Source organism: Mesorhizobium sp. M2E.F.Ca.ET.219.01.1.1, from assembly GCF_004016445.2.
Classification (GTDB): Bacteria; Pseudomonadota; Alphaproteobacteria; order Rhizobiales; family Rhizobiaceae; genus Mesorhizobium.
Genome location: NZ_SADT02000002.1, coordinates 630,355 through 646,697 on the forward strand (window position 1 = coordinate 630,355; position 16,343 = coordinate 646,697).

At 62.7% G+C, this 16,343-nt stretch carries 14 protein-coding genes and 1 tRNA gene; 5 read left to right on the forward strand and 10 right to left on the reverse strand.

The annotated features are described in order from the left end of the window. Positions 1-73: 73 nt before the first annotated feature. From EN862_RS13350 to EN862_RS13365, 4 genes are all read right to left on the reverse strand, one after another. Positions 74-2,038 (reverse strand): acetyl/propionyl/methylcrotonyl-CoA carboxylase subunit alpha, encoded by a 1,965-nt coding sequence (locus tag EN862_RS13350; RefSeq protein ID WP_127867209.1) that lies wholly within the window; start codon positions 2,036-2,038, stop codon positions 74-76. Between the two features lie 49 nt (positions 2,039-2,087). Further along, positions 2,088-2,465 carry a hypothetical protein gene (locus EN862_RS13355; RefSeq protein WP_127867210.1) on the reverse strand — a complete coding sequence of 126 codons (378 nt, stop codon included), beginning with the start codon at positions 2,463-2,465 and terminating at the stop codon, positions 2,088-2,090. Between the two features lie 119 nt (positions 2,466-2,584). After that, on the reverse strand, positions 2,585-3,112 hold the full coding sequence (locus EN862_RS13360) for an O-acetyl-ADP-ribose deacetylase (RefSeq protein WP_127867211.1): 528 nt from the start codon (positions 3,110-3,112) through the stop codon (positions 2,585-2,587). Positions 3,113-3,114: 2 nt separating this feature from the next. Then, complete coding sequence (locus EN862_RS13365) at positions 3,115-4,722, reverse strand: carboxyl transferase domain-containing protein (protein ID WP_127867212.1); 1,608 nt, start codon at positions 4,720-4,722, stop codon at positions 3,115-3,117. Positions 4,723-4,967: 245 nt separating this feature from the next. On the opposite strand from EN862_RS13365, the gene EN862_RS13370 reads away from it, so the two are divergent. Beyond that, complete coding sequence (locus tag EN862_RS13370; RefSeq protein ID WP_127867213.1) at positions 4,968-5,360, forward strand: hypothetical protein; 393 nt, start codon at positions 4,968-4,970, stop codon at positions 5,358-5,360. Between the two features lie 17 nt (positions 5,361-5,377). Here the strand turns inward: EN862_RS13370 and EN862_RS13375 are convergent, their stop codons facing one another. The 3 genes from EN862_RS13375 to EN862_RS13385 all read right to left on the reverse strand — a co-directional run bounded on the left by EN862_RS13375 (position 5,378) and on the right by EN862_RS13385 (position 7,753). After that, entirely contained in the window at positions 5,378-6,541 is a 1,164-nt protein-coding gene (locus EN862_RS13375; RefSeq protein ID WP_127867214.1) for an isovaleryl-CoA dehydrogenase, read from the reverse strand. A gap of 49 nt (positions 6,542-6,590) precedes the next feature. Further along, positions 6,591-7,238 (reverse strand): TetR/AcrR family transcriptional regulator, encoded by a 648-nt coding sequence (locus tag EN862_RS13380; RefSeq protein WP_127867215.1) that lies wholly within the window; start codon positions 7,236-7,238, stop codon positions 6,591-6,593. 233 nt (positions 7,239-7,471) lie between these two features. Continuing rightward, the gene (locus tag EN862_RS13385) at positions 7,472-7,753 is read right to left on the reverse strand and encodes an acylphosphatase (RefSeq protein WP_127867216.1); all 282 of its coding nucleotides are present in this window, start codon (positions 7,751-7,753) and stop codon (positions 7,472-7,474) included. Positions 7,754-7,901: 148 nt separating this feature from the next. On the opposite strand from EN862_RS13385, the gene EN862_RS13390 reads away from it, so the two are divergent. Further along, positions 7,902-8,390 (forward strand): MarR family winged helix-turn-helix transcriptional regulator, encoded by a 489-nt coding sequence (locus tag EN862_RS13390; RefSeq protein WP_127867217.1) that lies wholly within the window; start codon positions 7,902-7,904, stop codon positions 8,388-8,390. A gap of 42 nt (positions 8,391-8,432) precedes the next feature. On the opposite strand, the gene EN862_RS13395 is transcribed toward EN862_RS13390, so the two are convergent. Next, positions 8,433-9,545 carry a pyridoxal phosphate-dependent aminotransferase gene (locus EN862_RS13395; protein WP_127867218.1) on the reverse strand — a complete coding sequence of 371 codons (1,113 nt, stop codon included), beginning with the start codon at positions 9,543-9,545 and terminating at the stop codon, positions 8,433-8,435. Between the two features lie 226 nt (positions 9,546-9,771). On the opposite strand from EN862_RS13395, the gene EN862_RS13400 reads away from it, so the two are divergent. Then, the gene (locus EN862_RS13400) at positions 9,772-11,448 is read left to right on the forward strand and encodes a sulfotransferase (RefSeq protein ID WP_127867219.1); all 1,677 of its coding nucleotides are present in this window, start codon (positions 9,772-9,774) and stop codon (positions 11,446-11,448) included. 151 nt (positions 11,449-11,599) lie between these two features. Here the strand turns inward: EN862_RS13400 and EN862_RS13405 are convergent, their stop codons facing one another. Together EN862_RS13405 and EN862_RS13410 are read right to left on the reverse strand one after the other, a co-directional pair. Beyond that, positions 11,600-12,790, reverse strand: a complete 1,191-nt coding sequence (locus EN862_RS13405) for a porin (protein WP_127867220.1) — start codon at positions 12,788-12,790, stop codon at positions 11,600-11,602. 501 nt (positions 12,791-13,291) lie between these two features. Beyond that, a tRNA-Ser gene (locus tag EN862_RS13410) sits at positions 13,292-13,382 on the reverse strand. Positions 13,383-13,831: 449 nt separating this feature from the next. Between EN862_RS13410 and EN862_RS13415 the strand changes: the two genes are divergently transcribed. Both EN862_RS13415 and EN862_RS13420 read left to right on the forward strand, forming a co-directional pair. Continuing rightward, the gene (locus EN862_RS13415) at positions 13,832-15,016 is read left to right on the forward strand and encodes a porin (RefSeq protein WP_127867221.1); all 1,185 of its coding nucleotides are present in this window, start codon (positions 13,832-13,834) and stop codon (positions 15,014-15,016) included. A 239-nt stretch (positions 15,017-15,255) separates the two neighbouring features. After that, on the forward strand, positions 15,256-16,329 hold the full coding sequence (locus EN862_RS13420) for a site-specific integrase (protein ID WP_127867222.1): 1,074 nt from the start codon (positions 15,256-15,258) through the stop codon (positions 16,327-16,329). Positions 16,330-16,343 lie beyond the last annotated feature (14 nt).

Here is a 16,343-nt window from a genome sequence, read left to right on the forward strand (position 1 = left end):
GGTTTTCCTTCAGGAATTGCGTAAAAACAAGAAGATAGAGCGTTTCGCCGTTTCCATGAAACGGTGAAACGCTCTAGCCCTGGCCGTCCTCCGCGAACCGCACCAGCACGGTGCCGTCGCTGACCTGAGCCCCCTCGGCCGCGATCTCGGCGATCACGCCGTCATGAGGGGCGGCGATCATGTGCTCCATCTTCATAGCCTCGAGGATCAGAAGCGGTTGGCCCTTGATCACCGCATCGCCGGCCGCGGCCCGCACCAGCTTGACCAGCCCCGGCATCGGCGCGCGCAGGCTGCCCGAGGCGCTGCCTGCCTCGTCGGCCTTGGCGAGCGGGTCGGGAACCGTGAAGGTGTAGCCGACGGCGCCCTCGAAGACGGTGACGTGGCCGGGCCAACGGGCGGTGTGCGGCATGGTCCTCAGATCATGCGTGTTCACCGCATCATGCGGCGCCTCCAGCGCCACCTGGAAACGCCCGTCCGGCCGTGCCGAAACCCTGGCCAGAATGTTCTCCTCGCCATGGCGCAGGCGGATGCGGCGCGCAAGCGTGTGGAAATGCGCGTAGCCTGAAAGCGTCGACCACGGATCGGCGGCCGCACCTGGCGCGCCGGCGTCGGTCGCGGCCAGCGCCGCGGCGGCGATCGTCTCGTCGCTCGGCGGGGGAATAGCGGTGAGCGCTTCCTGATGCCTGCCGATCAACCCGGTATCGACATCGCCCGCCGCGAAATCGGCGTCGGCCGCGAGCGCCGCCAGGAAGGCGGTGTTGACGGTCGAGCCGGCAACTTCCGTCCGCGCCAGCGTCTCGCGCAACGCGCCTAGCGCGGCGGTCCTGTCCTTGCCGTGCACCACCAGCTTGGCGATCATCGGATCATAGAAGGGCGAGATTGCATCGCCGGCGCGCACGCCGGTCTCGATGCGCATTCTGGCGCCTCCCGGCGGCGCGTCTGGGAATTTCAGATGATGCAGCGTGCCTGTCGCCGGCAGGAACCCTTTCGCGGCGTCCTCGGCATAGAGGCGCGCCTCGAAAGCGTGGCCGGAAAGTGCGATCTCGCCTTGCGTCTTCGGCAGTTTTTCGCCGGACGCGACGCGCAACTGCCATTCGACAAGGTCGACGCCTGTGACCATTTCGGTGACCGGGTGCTCGACCTGCAGCCGCGTGTTCATCTCCATGAACCAGAAGCGGTCGGCTTTCAGTCCTTCCGAAGCATCGACGATGAACTCGATGGTGCCGGCGCCCGAATAGTTGATCGCCTTGGCGGCCTTCACGGCGGCCTCCGTCATCGCCTTGCGCAGCGCGGGCGTCATGCCCGGGGCAGGGGCTTCCTCGATCACCTTCTGGTGGCGGCGCTGCGCCGAGCAGTCGCGTTCGAAAAGATGCACGGCATTGCCGAAATTGTCGCCGAAGACCTGCACTTCGACATGGCGCGGCTTGTCGACATATTTTTCCACCAGCACGCGGTCGTCTCCGAACGCCGCTTTTGCTTCGCGGCGCGCGCCTGACAGCGCTTCGGAGAAATCGTCGGGGTGGTCGACGCGCCGCATGCCCTTGCCGCCGCCGCCGGCGCGCGCCTTGATCAGCACCGGATAGCCGATCTCGCGCGCCTTGGAAGCGAGCAGCACGATCTCCTGCGCCTCGCCATGATAGCCGGGTACGACAGGCACGCCGGCCGTCTCCATCAGCCGCTTGGCGGCATCCTTCAGGCCCATGGCGCGGATCGAGGCGGCGCTCGGACCGATGAAGACGAGGCCTGCCGCCGTCACCTGGTCGACGAAGTCCGGATTCTCCGACAGGAAGCCGTAGCCGGGATGGATCGCCTCTGCGCCGGTGGCGAGCGCCGCGGCAACTATCTTGTCGCCGCGCAGATAGCTTTCACCGACAGGCGAGGGACCGATATGCACTGCCTCGTCGGCCATCTCGACATGCAAGGCGCGGGCGTCAGCGTCGGAATAGACGGCCACTGTGCGCATGCCGAGCTTGCGGGCGGTGCGGATGACCCGACAGGCGATCTCGCCGCGATTGGCGATCAGGATCTTGCCGAACATGGAGCCCTCCCGTTTTTCTGCGGGTGGCGCCAGTCCAGCAGGCGCCGATTTACTTCGAAACCGCGATCGCGCAGCCGCCGCTCGCGGTTTTGACCTTCCACCTTTTGAAGCCGCTCTGACAGGCGCGCAAAGCAATATCCTCCGCGGCCTTCTGCGAGGAAGCGTTCAGCTTCACGCTGCAGAAAATATGCAGATCCACGACGCGCGAATAGAACGTCGTGGCGTAGGCCGAATGGCCGCTCGCCGCGATATAGGCAAGGTAGGATTTGTAGCAGGCTTCCTTCGGATCGAGCGAGAGAGTCGGGGCAAAGCGTTTGTCGCCGATCTTGCCGGCCAGCGATTCCGCCGAGCCGACGCTTGGCGCGACGAACGCAAGCAATCCCACAAGTATCGAAGCGATCGCCTGCCGTGAATATTTCAATCTCATTTTGACCCCGTCCCAATTTGAAAATGCAGGATGAGGAGTAACGAATATTTTTCGCCCGTGCTAGCCATCCGGATGTAGTTCGCCTTTGCCTGGGCCAGGAAATCTGTTGATCCATAAGTTCAGCCCTTCCCAAGAACAGCAACGGCTTGCCGGTGAAGTTCCGCCGTCTGCTCGTCGAAGCAGCAGAAAGTGACGGTCTCGAGCAGAGGGTCTTGCCGCAGGAAGTCGGTTACGGTGTCGACGGCAATGCCGGTCGCTTCGACCTTCGGATAGCCGTAGATGCCGGTCGAGATGGCTGGGAACGCGATCGTCAAGAAGCCTTGGTGGCTGGCGATCGCAAGCGAGCGCCGATAGCACGAGGCGAGCAGCTCGGCCTCGCCCTGGCCGCCGCCTTGCCAGACCGGACCGACCGTGTGGATGACATAGCGCGCCGGCAGGCGGTAGCCCCTGGTCAGCTTGGCGTCGCCGGTCTTGCAGCCATGAAGCCTGCGGCATTCGGCGACGAGCTCGGGTCCCGCCGCGCGATGGATGGCGCCATCGACGCCGCCGCCGCCGAGCAGCGACGAATTGGCGGCATTGACGATGGCGTCGACCGCAAGCCTGGTGATGTCGCCGGTGTGGATGCCGATCCGATCGCTGATGCTCATCGTCACATCCTGAACACGCCGAACTTCGTCTCCTCGACACCGGCATTAAGTGCGGCGGAGAGGCTGAGCGCCAGCACCTCGCGGGTCTTGGCCGGATCGATGATGCCATCGTCCCAGAGCCTTGCCGAAGAATAGAGCGGGTGGCCCTCATGCTCGTATTTCATAAGGATAGGCTTCCTGAACTTCGCTTCCTCCTCGGCGCTCCAGGCACCGCCCTTGCGCTCGATGCCCTCGCGCTTGACCATGGCGAGCACGGTCGCCGCCTGCTCGCCTCCCATCACCGAGATGCGCGCGTTGGGCCACATCCACAGGAAGCGGGGCGAATAGGCGCGGCCGCACATGCCGTAATTGCCGGCGCCGAACGAGCCGCCGATGATCACGGTGAGCTTCGGCACCTTCGCGGTGGCGACCGCCATCACCAGCTTGGCGCCGTCCTTGGCGATGCCGCCGGCCTCGTATTTCCTGCCCACCATGAAGCCGGTGATGTTCTGCAAAAAGATCAGCGGAATGCCGCGCTGGCAGCAGAGCTCGATGAAATGCGCGCCCTTCAGCGCGCTTTCCGAAAACAGCACGCCATTGTTGCCGAGAATGCCGACCGGCATGCCGTGCAGATGGGCGAAGCCCGTCACCAGCGTCGTGCCGTAGTTCTGCTTGAACTCGTCGAACTCCGAACCGTCGACGAGACGCGCGATCACCTCGCGCACGTCGTAGGGTTGGCGCAGGTCGGTCGGCACGACGCCATAGAGTTCCTGCGGATTGTAAAGCGGTTGAATCGGCTTCTGCAAATTGAGGCTTACGCCCTTGTTGCGATTCAAGTTCTTGACGATACGCCGGCAAATGGCCAAGGCGTGTTCGTCATCCATGGCATAGTGGTCGGCGACGCCGGAAAGCCTTGTGTGCACATCGGCGCCGCCGAGCTCTTCGGCGCTGACATCCTCTCCGGTGGCGGCCTTCACCAGGGGCGGGCCGCCGAGAAAAATGGTCGCCTGGTTGCGCACCATGATCGTCTCATCCGACATCGCCGGCACATAGGCGCCGCCCGCCGTGCAGGAACCCATCACGCAGGCGATCTGCGGGATGCCGGCCGCCGACATGTTGGCCTGGTTGTAGAAGATGCGGCCGAAATGCTCGCGGTCGGGAAACACCTCGTCCTGGTTCGGCAGATTGGCGCCGCCGCTGTCGACCAGATAGACGCAGGGCAAATTGTTCTGCAGCGCGATCTCCTGCGCCCTCAGATGCTTCTTCACCGTCAGCGGATAATAGGTGCCGCCCTTCACCGTGGCGTCGTTGACGACGACCATCACCTGCGTGCCCTCGACGCGGCCGATGCCGGTGATGATGCCGGCGGCGGGAATATCCTCGCCATACATCGACCAGGCCGCGAACTGCCCGACTTCGAGGAAGGGCGAGCCGGTGTCGAGCAATTGCGCCAGCCGCTCGCGCGGCAACAGCTTGCCGCGGCCTTGGTGGCGCTCACGCGCCTCATCCGAGCCGCCGCGCTCGATGTTCGCCGCTTTCTCGGCGATGTCGTCGACCAGCGCCCGCATGCGCTCGGCATTGGCGCGGAATGTGTCGGAGGAGGGGGAGATCTGGGTTTGCAGTGTGGCCAATTTGTTCCTCACACCTCTTGATGCCGTAGCGGAACCAGTGTAACAGCCCGCGCCCGGATGCAGCGTGCCAAGCGTGGCATCTTTTGTGCGTATGACACCCTCAGGAGGCGACGATGGAAAGCATGGATATGCGTTTCACCAGATGTCTCCCTTCGGCCATGGCCTGACGCCGCCGAAGGGCGGCCTTCCACGTCCCGAATCTGAGCAAGAGGAACACGGCGCCCGCAGGCGCTGTGGGTGTCATCATGTATGTGCGGTTTGTAACGCCGCTGATCCATCCGAACAGCCGGGTGGAGACCGGCTTTTTTCATGCGTCCTGGTATCTGTACCGGAATGGATGCCCTGAGTGGATTCAGGGCGAGCTGGACGATCAGTTCGACTGGTTCAACCGGCATCTGCCCATTCCAGGCCGGGTCGGCCGGCATTTCAAGCGCCGGAATTCGATTTGGGGCATCTGCTGGTTCCATCCGGACGCCAGGGAAGCGATCAGTCGTGCGCGTTATTGTGCCTGGCTGATCGAAGAGGGCGGCTTGCCAGTGCGGCCGATCACGTCGGCGCGACAGCGCGAGATCCTGTGGCGCGACGCGCATCAGATCGTTGCCAAGCCAACCGATGACCTGCCCAAGGCGTTCGGCTGACATGGCGGAGAGGGGCATCACACCCCCTCCGCCATGATCTCTCGGCCGATCAGCCAGCGGCGGATCTCGCTGGTGCCGGCGCCGATCTCGTAGAGTTTGGCGTCGCGCAGCAGCCGTCCCGTCGGGTAATCGTTGATATAGCCGTTGCCGCCGAGAAGCTGGATCGTGTCGAGCGCCATCTGCGTGGCCTTTTCGGCGGCGAAGAGCACGCAGCCGGCGGCGTCTTTGCGCGTGGTCTCGCCGCGGTCGCAGGCGGCCGCCACCGCATAGACGTAAGCCCGCGCGGCGTTCATCGTCGTGTACATGTCGGCGAGCTTGCCCTGCACCAGCTGGAACGTGCCGATCGGCTGGCCGAACTGCTTGCGCTCGTGCACGTAAGGCACGGCGACGTCGAGGCAGGCCGCCATCAGCCCGATCGGGCCTCCGGAAAGCACTGCCCGCTCATAGTCGAGCCCCGACATCAGGACCTCGACGCCGCGCCCTTCCTCATGCAGCACGTTCTCGAACGGCACCTCGACATTCTCGAAGACGAGCTCGCCGGTGTTGGAGCCGCGCATGCCGAGCTTGTCGAGCTTCTGCGCCACCGAAAAGCCGGCCATCGTCTTTTCGACGATGAAAGCGGTGATGCCGCGCGAGTGGCGCTCCGGATCGGTCTTCGCATAGACCACCATCGTTCCGGCGTCGGGGCCGTTGGTGATCCACATTTTCGAGCCGTTGAGCACATAGCGGTCGTTGCGCTTTTCGGCGCGCAGCCTGAGCGACACCACGTCGGAGCCGGCGCCGGGCTCCGACATCGCCAGCGCGCCGACGGTTTCGCCCGAGCAAAGGGCAGGCAGGTACTTCTCCTTCTGCGCCGGAGTGGCCCAGCGGTTGATCTGGTTGACGCAGAGATTCGAATGCGCGCCGTAGGAGAGGCCGACGGAGGCGGACGCGCGGGAGATTTCTTCCATTGCAACCACATGCGCGAGATAGCCCATGCCGCTGCCGCCGAAGTCCGGATCGGCAGTGATGCCGAGCAGGCCGAGCGCGCCGAGCTCGCCCCAAAGATGCGTCGGGAACTCGTTGGAACGGTCGATCTCCGCCGCGATCGGCGCGATGCGGTCCTGGGCAAAGCGCCTCACGGTGTCGCGCAGCGCCTCGATGTCGGGATCAAGTCCGAAGCTGAGTGTTTTCGTGTACATGCCGTTCCTCCCTGCGCACGCCCCGGTCTTCGCGGGAATCATGCCTGTATCAGAGTGCCACGGCGTCTCCGGCGCGGCCGGAAGGACGCGCGGTGCCATGGCTGATTGTCGCGCCGACCAGGCGCATTGTCATCGAAAGATATGATGCCGTGACTTCGGCGATCGACAGTCGTTCGCCCGGACGGAACCAGACGATGACGCCGGTCATCATCTGGATCAGCGCCATGGCGGTCAGGCCTGTATCGTCGATCTCGAAAGCGCCGGCCTCGGCGCCGTCGCGCAGGACCGTGCGCAACTCCTTCTCATAGGCTGTGCGCATCCTAAGGATCTGCGTCAGCCTTTCATGCGACAGGCTGCGCAGCTCCATGTTGGAGACATGGGTGGCGTGGCGCCGCTCGATGTGGAAGGCGATGTGGTTCTCGACATAGGCGGCAAGCCGGGTGACCGGATCGGCGCTCGCCGGCCGCGCCGCTTCCCAGGCCCTGAGCAGACCTTCCATATGCCCTCGCATCAAGGTGAAAAGCAGATCTTCCTTGGTCGGGAAGTAGCGGTAGAGCGCGGCCGCCTGCACGCCGACCTCCGCCGCCAGCTGGCGCATCGACATCGCCTCATAGCCCAGGCGAGCGATCAGGCTGACCGCCGCCTCGCGAACGGCCGCCTCGGTCTTTTCCCCGTCTGAGCCTGTGGTGCGTGCCATATTCGCCTCCAACAGCACTAATAAAACGAACGTTCAATTAATTCAAGGTGGGAAGAGAGCAATTCCTCGCCCCCGCAAAGCGGGGGAGAGGTGGCTCGGGCGAAGCCCGAGACGGAGCGGGGGTTGCGGCGCGGGCGGGTTTGTTCCGAAATTCATCAAGATTGCGCTGTTCCCCTCTCCGTCGCGGCTTCGCCGCGCCACCTCTCCCCACTGTCGTGGGGCGAGGAATGGCGCTAGACGATGATCCTGAAATCCGCCGGCGCGTCGTCGCCCGCTTCCTCGATCTCGACCTTCGAGACGAGCGCGCCGCGCGGCCCCTGCCACAGGCGATCGATCATCGCCGTGACAGCGGCATCGGCGCCGGCAATCAGCGCCGTGACCGAGCCGTCGCGCTCGTTGCGGACCCAACCTGTCAGCCCGAGACGCATGGCCTCGCCACGCGTCCAGACACGGTAGCTCACGCCTTGCACCGTGCCGGAAACACGCGCCCGAACGGCTCTTTGCTTATCCTGCATCGTCCGCTCCAGTATCTTCCCCATCAATCTGGCGCACGAGGGGTCAAATGCAATCGGTTTGAGGGATAGGTGGCGCCGGTGGATTAAATAATTGACTCAGTCAACCAATGGGGAAATTATCTGAATGCACGCCCCAAGGAGGCCCAGCATGCAGCACGAGGCCCTGGTCCATGAGATCCGTCGCTTCGACCGGTTCTATACCGGGCTGGTCGGGCTGCTCGACGAGACCTTGATGCAGAGCCCTTACACATTGGTCGAGGCCCGCGTGCTGTTCGAGCTCGGGCGCAAGCCCCGGCCGGGCGGTGGAAGGGCCGGTCTGCTGGCGCGCATGTTTCATCTCGACCTCGCGCCGGTTGCATCCGAACTGGCCGGAGAACTCAACCTTGCCCCTGCCTATCTCATGCGGGTGCTTCGGAAGTTCGCCGCCATGGGGTTGGCGGAAATGCGCGACGACCCGGAGAACGGGCAGCCCGTTCTTGTGCTGACCAGGCGCGGCAAGGCCGCGCTGGTCGATCTCGAGGCGGCGACGAACCGCGATCTCGCCCGCCTGACCGTCAAGCTCGAGGACGACCAAGCCGCTGAGCTTTCCGATGCGCTGAAGCGCGTGGCACGCCTGCTGGCAGCCGCGGGAATGTGAATCGCCCGATCTGCTCCCTGGGAAGCAGGGGCCGGGGTTCGGTCAGTCCCCCCGCGCCGCCGCGAGCGCACCCGGCAGTTCCTCGGCAAAGATGTCGAGCTCATGGTCGAGCCCGACGCTGACCCTTATGCAGCGGTCGAGTCTTGGTGCCATCGGCTTGCGGATGAACACGTCGCGCGACAAGAGGTTTTGCATAACCTTCAGCGCGAAGGCGCCGTCGCGGCCGCAATCGATGGTGACGAAGTTGGTTGCCGACGGCAACGGCTTCAGGTCGTTCTGCCTGGCGATGGTCGAAATGCGCTCGCGGCCTGCCGCCACGCGCGCCACCACCGAGCGCAGGTAATCCTGGTCGGCAAGCGCCTCGAGGCCGGCGATCTGCGCCATACGGCTGACGCCGTAATGGTTGCGGATCTTCTCGAAGTCGCGGATCACCTCCGCTTCCGCAACCGCGTAGCCGCAGCGTATGCCGGCCAGGCCGTAGGCCTTGGAGAAGGTGCGCATGCGGACGACGTTCGGCCGCGCGATATCGATCGCCGGCAGCGCCGAGGCCGGGCCCAACTCACCATAGGCCTCGTCGAGCACCAGCATGGTGGTTTCCGGCAGCGCCTCGATGAAGCGGACGATATCCGGCGCCTCCCACCAGCTTCCCATCGGATTGTCGGGATTGGAGAGATAGACCAGCGGAGCCTTTTCGCTGACGACCTTGGCGAGCAGCCCGTCCAGGTCTTCCTTGTCGTTGGCATAGGGCACCGTCACCAGCCGGCCGCCGACGCCGGCGATGTGGAAATTGAAGGTGGGGTAGGCGCCAAGCGAGGTCACGACCGCGTCGCCCGGGGCGACATACATGCGCGCCACCAGGCCGAGCAGCCCGTCAATGCCTTCGCCGACGACCACGTTTTCGACGGCCACGCCGTGATGCGCGGCCGCCGCCACCTTCAGCTCGTAATTGTCGGGATCGCAATACATCCACTGGTCGCGGGCGACGCTCTCCATACGGGCGATGACGCGCGGCGAAGGGCCGAAACTGCTTTCATTGGCGCCGATGCGGGCGCGAAAAGGCCGCCCGCGCTCGCGCTCCTGCGCCTCCGGCCCGACAAACGGCACCGTGGTGGGAAGCGCACCGATGATCGGGGTGAGGGAAGGGCGACGAAGCATGGCACAGGCTCGCTTGAAGAGGGGGCTTCTTGCTAGCGCGGGCGAGGGGTGGGTGCAAGTTGGGTGGCAAGCTGAATCGGCTCGCTCGATCCGTACCCAGCACCAGCCCCCAAGAGGTTTGCCGGTTGCATGGGTCCGGTGAACGCTTCGGCGGAAGCCTGCTGTTGACCTCGATGTGGACGACGTATCGCTGGATTCTGCCTGCCGCTTTTGCTAGCGAGGCGGGATGAGCAACCGATTGCCGCCCGCCTGGGCAAAGCACCTCAAGACGCAGCCCTCGGCGAGGGCGGTATCGCCGAAAGCTGGGCCACCCAAAGCCCAGCCGAAAGCCGGTCCGCTCCGTAATCGGGCCGACGATATGCTGTTGAGGCAGGCGCTTGAGCTGCAAAAAGCCGAGCAATTGCCTGAGGCCGAGGAACTCTGTCTCAAGGTTCTGGCAAGGACGCCAAACCATCCGCTGGCTTTTTACATCTTGGGGACCCTCGGCATCGAATACGATAGCGAGAAGGCCTTGCGGTACTTTGCCCGTGCGGTCGCAGAGGAGCCGCGAAATCCTTACTATCACCTTACCCTCGGTGAGACCTACCAGAAGCTCAGCGAATTCACGCCGGCAATCAGGCACATTCAGCAGGCCTTGGCTTTGAAGCCGGACCTGGTGGAGGCTCTTTGCGCCCTGGGCGATGCCTACAACTCATTTGACAAGGGAGAAATGGCGCTGTCGCTTTTTGAGAGGGCGCTGAAGATCGACCGAGATCACCCTCTGGCCCGGATCGGGCTGCCCCGAGCGCTCACAAGCCTCGGACGCATGGACGAGGCCGCAATTCATTTGAAGGAGGCGATAGAACGGCGCATTGCCGTGCCCACGGCCTATAACGCACTTGTACGCACCCGAAAGTACACGGAAGAGCCGCCAGAGCTCGCGGCGATCCTGACGGAACTTCAGGATCCAGGCCAGGTGCCGGAGGGAGCGGCAGCGCTCCATCACGCCGCCGGAAAGGTGCTCAACGACCTCCGTCGCTACAAGGAGGCGATAGACCACTTCAAACAAGGAAAGAAGGCTGGGGGCCAAACATTCGACATAGGAAGCTACCGTCGCTGGGTCGATGCCATGATCGAAACCTTCACGCCCGAGCTGGTGGCTTCAATGGCCGCTTACGGCAATCCCTCGGAGGCGCCTGTATTCGTCGTCGGTATGCCTCGCTCGGGCACTACCCTGACGGAGCAGATTTGCGCCAGCCATCCTGACGTCCATGGCGCCGGCGAGCTCGGCAAGCTTGCGCGAACAGCCAATGGACTCGGGCTCAAGGACCGTACCGGCGCAGACCTCGGCAAATCGATTGCCAAAATGACCCCCGATCTGACCAGGACACTGGCAGACGAGCACCTCGCCTATCTGCGTGAGCGAGCACCCGCCGCACTCCGAATCGTCGACAAGATGCCCCACAATTTCGAGCTGATCGGCCTTGTCGGCGTTCTGTTTCCCAACGCGCGCATCATTCATTGTCGCCGTGACGCCATCGACAATTGCATCTCCTGTTTCGTCCTGCAATTCAGTGAAGCGCACAGCTACAGCGGCGATCTTCAGACTCTTGGACTCTACTACAGGGAATACGATCGCCTAATGCGGCACTGGAGCAAGATCCTTCCGGGGCGCATCTTCGAAAACCGCTACGAGACATTGATCGAGAACCAAGAGGAGCAGTCGCACCGCTTGATAGATTATCTCGGGCTGCCGTGGGACGAAGGCTGCTTGCGCTTCTTTGATAGGGCTGGCTCAGTAAACACCTATAGCAATTGGCAGGTTCGCCAGCCGATCTACAAGTCGTCGGTCAAGCGATGGAAGAATTACGAAAGCGAGATCCAGCCCTTGATCGAAGCGTTGGGAGATCTGGCCGATACCTGAGCTTAGTTTCAGTCGGCGATCCGATTTCCGGCAGATGATAGCCTGTCAGGTGTTCATTGTTGCTGTAGCGGCAGCTTGATCTGATAGCCACTCCACTACAAAAAACCCGGCGGTCGCCCGCCGGGTTTTCGATTCAATCGGGCAGTGCCTGTTAGAACGAGCGCTGGAAGCGGAGCAGACCGCCGACGCTGTTCTTCTTGTCGGCACCGGTCCAGTTGACGGTCGAAGAGTGATCCGCGTTCCACTCGTCGAACTTGCCGAAGTGATCCCAGTCGACTTCGGCCGTGACCGTGAAGCCGGGGACGATGTCGTAAGCGATGTTCGCCGCCACGCCATAGTTCTTGTCCTCGTCACCCGACACCTGGAGGTTGAACGAGGTCTTCTCGTTGAACTTGTAGGTGCCGCCGGCCCAGAACGCCCAGTTGCCGCCCCAGATCTTGTAGAAGCCGCGGTCACCAGCCGGGATGGCATAGCTCGAGTCGTTGAGGTTGTCGTCACTGCCATAGCCGAATATGCCGAACAATGACAGTTCGTTGGTGACATTCACGTCCAGGCGGACCTTGCCGGCGACTTCCTCGTAGTTGCTGTCATAGGCAACTACACCGGAGATCGCGCCCCAACCTTGAGTCCACTTCAAGCCGCCGACGACATGCGGAACGTAGCTGTCGATCGTGCCGACGACGCCCGAACCTTCTTCGAGCGAGACCACCGCCGAGAAGCCGTTGCCGGCGTCGAAGTAGTACTGGACGACGTTGGTGTCGAAATCGCCATACGGAACGATCGTATCCTGGATGACGTTGCCGGCGTAGCCGATGAACGTATCGAAGGCCGATTCGTCCTTACCGACGCGCAGGCCACCGAGCTGGATCCAGGCGAAGTTCAGCGAGACGTTCTTGTTGCCGGCGACATTGCCGAGCGGATGCACGGCGCCAGCGGTGTCGGTGCTGACCGCGCCGTAGCCGTTGCGGTTGCCGAAGTTGAAGCGGGTTTCGGTGTAGGTCTTCAACGTGCCGAGCTCGGTTTCCTGGCCGGTCCAGGTCTTCAGCGTGAAGCGGGTGTTCTTGTAGAAGGTGCTCTGCTCATCGCCGTCCTCGTGGTCGAACGACTTCGCGCCGTCGAACGAGCCGACGTCGCCGACGCCGATGTCGTAACGGACATAGCCGCCGATGCGCAGGCAGGTCTCGGTGCCGGGGATGTAGAAATAGCCCGAGCCGTACACGTCGCAGATCTTGACGTATTCAGCCGGTTCCGGCTCGGCGACGGTCACCGCGTCGGCGGCGCGGGCGCCCGAAACTGCGATCAGGGCCGCAGCTGAGCCGAGAAGAAGGCTCTTGATGTTCATTTTCTGACCTCCAGTCAGAATCGGACGGAAGAGCCGAACCTGCGACGGGCATTCTTACGGCAATGGGTTGATATTGCTCTGCTTTTTCGGAAAATGATGCCGCTCTGCGGAGTCACGACAGAGCAATGCGAATGTCACAGCACGCATTTGTGGGGGCGAAAAGGCGTTGCGAAAGATGCGTTGCAAGTGGTGATCGCGAACCTTGGAGATTGGCCGAAGCATTTCTACCTTCGTCATCCTGGGGCGGAGCAAGGAGCGAAGCGACGCGCGCAGACCCCAGGATCCATGCCGTGACATCAATGCGTTGCGACGGTGCAGAATTCTGCTCCGCTGCGCCCTTCGATCAAAGTAACGGCATGGATCCCAGGGTCTTCGCGACGGAGCTTCGCTCCTGCTCCGCCCTGGGATGACGACGTCCGGAGGCTTCGGAGCCAAGCTTTGCAAGGGATTCGCAGGAAGTATCAAGGGCCAATCCTGCGAAGCTCGAAGAGCGAAGCAGGATGGCGGAGAGGATGGGATTCGAACCCACGAGAAGCTTTTGACCTCTACTCCCTTAGCAGGGGAGCGCCTTCGACCACTCGGCCACCTCTCCGTCGCGCCGCTGGATAAAGAAAAGCGTCGGCACAATCAACAAGCCGGCGCCATAATCAGCGAAAAATCGGCGGGCGGGCACGGTCCCGCCGCTCCAGATGGCGATTCTGCGGCATTTGCCTGGCTCGCGACTCGCCGACATGCCGCAATTCGGTCCTGCCATTGCCGGATTTGACCCGATTCCGGCGCTGCAAGGCCCCGATGGTTAACGAGAGCTTTCGGAGTGAGGCCAAATCGTGTCATTTGTGCAACAACGTCCGGGGATAGCGTCCGGATGGGGCTTCTGCCGATACGATCGTGGTTGAACGCTGCCGCCGCCTGAGTAAAGGTCATCTTCGAAGGAGCGGCGCGGTGCGCATCTTTTTCGGTAGTGGGGATGGGGCAGGGAACGCTGTCCTTCAGCAAAAAATACCCAGACCCGTTTTTTAACTTTTGACTGGAGGTCAGAAAATGAACATCAAGAGCCTTCTTCTCGGCTCAGCTGCGGCCCTGATCGCAGTTTCCGGTGCTCGCGCCGCCGACGCGGTGACCGTCGCCGAGCCGGAACCGGCTGAATACGTCAAGATCTGCGACGTCTACGGCTCGGGCTACTTCTACATCCCCGGTACCGAGACCTGCCTGCGCATCGGCGGCTATGTCCGTTACGACATCGGCGTCGGCGACGTCGGCTCGTTCGACGGCGCGAAGTCGTTCGACCACGAGGACGGCGATGAGCAGAGCACCTTCTACAAGAATGCCCGCTTCACGCTGAAGTTGTGGACCGGCCAGGAAACCGAGCTCGGCACGTTGAAGACCTACGTCGAGACCCGCTGGAACTTCGGCAACCGCAACGGCTACGGCGCCTTCACCACCGGCGGCGACCCGATCGGCAACCCCGCAGGCAACAAGGGCACTTCGCTGAACTTCGCCTGGATCCAGCTCGGTGGCCTGCGCGTCGGTAAGGACGAATCGGCCTTCAACACGTTCATCGGCTACGCCGGCAACGTCATCCAGGATACGATCGTTCCCTACGGCGATTTCGACACCAACGTCGTCCAGTACTACTTCGACGCCGGCAACGGCTTCTCGGCGGTGGTCTCGCTCGAAGAAGGTTCTGGCACCAAGGGCACGATCGACAGCTACGTTCCGCATGTCGTCGGCGGCTTGAAGTGGACGCAGGGTTGGGGCGCGATCTCCGGTGTGGTTGCCTATGACAGCAACTACGAGGAAGTGGCTACCAAGGTTCGCTTGGATGTGACCGTCAACGACGCGATCTCGCTGTTCGGCATGGTCGGCTACGGCACCGACGACAACCTGTCGGATCCGACTTGGGCAATCCCTGGCACCAGTGGCATCGCGGGGGCCCAAGGCCGCGGCTTCTACAAGCAGTGGGGCGGCAACTGGGCCTGGTGGGTCGGCGGCACCTACAAGTTCAACGAGAAGACCTCGTTCAACATTCAGGCGTCGGGTGACGACGACAAGAACTACGGTGTGGCGGCGAACATCGCGTACGACGTCGTTCCTGGCTTCACGGTCACGGCCGAAGTTGACTGGGATCACGACGGCAAGTTCAACCAGTTTGGCAACTTCAACTGGACCGGCGCCGACAAGAAGAACAGCGTCGGCGGTCTCCTCCGCTTCCAGCGCTCGTTCTAAGGGCTGGACCACAACTGAAATCCGGCCCGGGCGTCTCCACGCCCGGGCCGTTTTGTTTTCGCGATTGGTCGAAGCAAACGAAAGGATGGGGGTGAAACGGTAAGCTGATCGGGTCTGTGGAGCGACTTTGTGGGATCCGCCACCGGCGGATGTGGTCGGCCGCCAGACTCGAAAACTCTTGAAAGGACATCTCCGAACGGTTAGGGCTGAAGGCTTAACCACAGGGGGTGTGGCTAAAAATGTCGAACGAAGCGATTCAAGAGGGGGAACCCTCTGGTCATTTTGCGGTATTTTCTTCCCAGAACTCGAAGTTTAGGTACACCTATAACAAGATCCGGGAAGTAAAATCGCACAGGATCGGGGAACTCTTTGCAGCATACCGGGATATACTCTGGGATGATGGGCGGCATAAATACAATGTCAGCTCTTTCATCGGTGAAATAGACGAGATCCTTCTCGGAGAGCGTTTCAGCACCTTTGACCAGAACACCCTGGACAATCTTATCGGTACCTTGCGCCAGCGCGGGAACAGCAACGCAACCATCAATCGCAAGATGGCTGCACTCAGCAAGCTGCTGCGCAAGGCTCATAAGATGGGAGATATCCACAGCCTGCCTGAGTTCCGCCGCCAGAAGGAGCGGGCGGGACGGATTCGTTTCCTTGAAAGGGACGAAGAGGCGAGGCTGTTTGCCGCGATCAGGAGCCGCAGCGAGGATGCCTACAGGCTCTCCGTCTTCCTGGTCGATACCGGCTGCCGCCTCGGCGAGGCGCTCGGCCTGATCTGGAACGACATCCAGGAACATCGCGTCTCCTTCTGGATCACCAAATCCGGCCGCAGCCGCACCATTCCGATGACCGAACGGGTCAAGGAGGTGATCAAGCTGCCGCCAAACACCGAAGGCCGCCGGCCGAAGGGCCCGTTTACCAAGCTCAGCCAGGCGCAGTACCGCGCCATCTGGAACGAGGCGAAGGCCGAGGTCGGTCTCGGCGCCGACGAGCAGGTGGTGCCGCACATCCTGCGTCACACTTGTGCTTCACGCCTCGTCCAGGGCGGTATCGACATCAGGCGCGTCCAGATGTGGCTTGGCCACCAGACGCTGTCGATGACCATGCGTTACGCGCACCTCGCCACCAACGATCTCGATGGCTGTGTCGTCGTTCTCGAGAAGCCGCGTGCCGATCAGGCGCCGAGCGCCGCGGAGAACTCCGTCTTTGCCTCTCCCCTGACCGCGCCGTCACCTGGCAAAGCCGCTCGCAAGGAGAGCGGAGCGGAGCCAGCGAAGGCGCGGCGCAAGAGCTCCAAGGGCAAATAGGCACGTGCCGCGTG

What these genes read in the sequence shown, in the direction of transcription:
- EN862_RS13405 (WP_127867220.1), bottom strand. Translation starts at nt 12,790, where the DNA reads ATGAACATCAAGAGCCTTCTTCTCGGCTCAGCTGCGGCCCTGATCGCA.
- EN862_RS13395 (WP_127867218.1), bottom strand. Translation starts at nt 9,545, where the DNA reads ATGCTTCGTCGCCCTTCCCTCACCCCGATCATCGGTGCGCTTCCCACC.
- EN862_RS13375 (WP_127867214.1), bottom strand. Translation starts at nt 6,541, where the DNA reads ATGTACACGAAAACACTCAGCTTCGGACTTGATCCCGACATCGAGGCG.
- EN862_RS13400 (WP_127867219.1), top strand. Translation starts at nt 9,772, where the DNA reads ATGAGCAACCGATTGCCGCCCGCCTGGGCAAAGCACCTCAAGACGCAG.
- EN862_RS13385 (WP_127867216.1), bottom strand. Translation starts at nt 7,753, where the DNA reads ATGCAGGATAAGCAAAGAGCCGTTCGGGCGCGTGTTTCCGGCACGGTG.
- EN862_RS13380 (WP_127867215.1), bottom strand. Translation starts at nt 7,238, where the DNA reads ATGGCACGCACCACAGGCTCAGACGGGGAAAAGACCGAGGCGGCCGTT.
- EN862_RS13355 (WP_127867210.1), bottom strand. Translation starts at nt 2,465, where the DNA reads ATGAGATTGAAATATTCACGGCAGGCGATCGCTTCGATACTTGTGGGA.
- EN862_RS13350 (WP_127867209.1), bottom strand. Translation starts at nt 2,038, where the DNA reads ATGTTCGGCAAGATCCTGATCGCCAATCGCGGCGAGATCGCCTGTCGG.
- EN862_RS13390 (WP_127867217.1), top strand. Translation starts at nt 7,902, where the DNA reads ATGCAGCACGAGGCCCTGGTCCATGAGATCCGTCGCTTCGACCGGTTC.
- EN862_RS13420 (WP_127867222.1), top strand. Translation starts at nt 15,256, where the DNA reads ATGTCGAACGAAGCGATTCAAGAGGGGGAACCCTCTGGTCATTTTGCG.
- EN862_RS13415 (WP_127867221.1), top strand. Translation starts at nt 13,832, where the DNA reads ATGAACATCAAGAGCCTTCTTCTCGGCTCAGCTGCGGCCCTGATCGCA.
- EN862_RS13360 (WP_127867211.1), bottom strand. Translation starts at nt 3,112, where the DNA reads ATGAGCATCAGCGATCGGATCGGCATCCACACCGGCGACATCACCAGG.
- EN862_RS13370 (WP_127867213.1), top strand. Translation starts at nt 4,968, where the DNA reads ATGTATGTGCGGTTTGTAACGCCGCTGATCCATCCGAACAGCCGGGTG.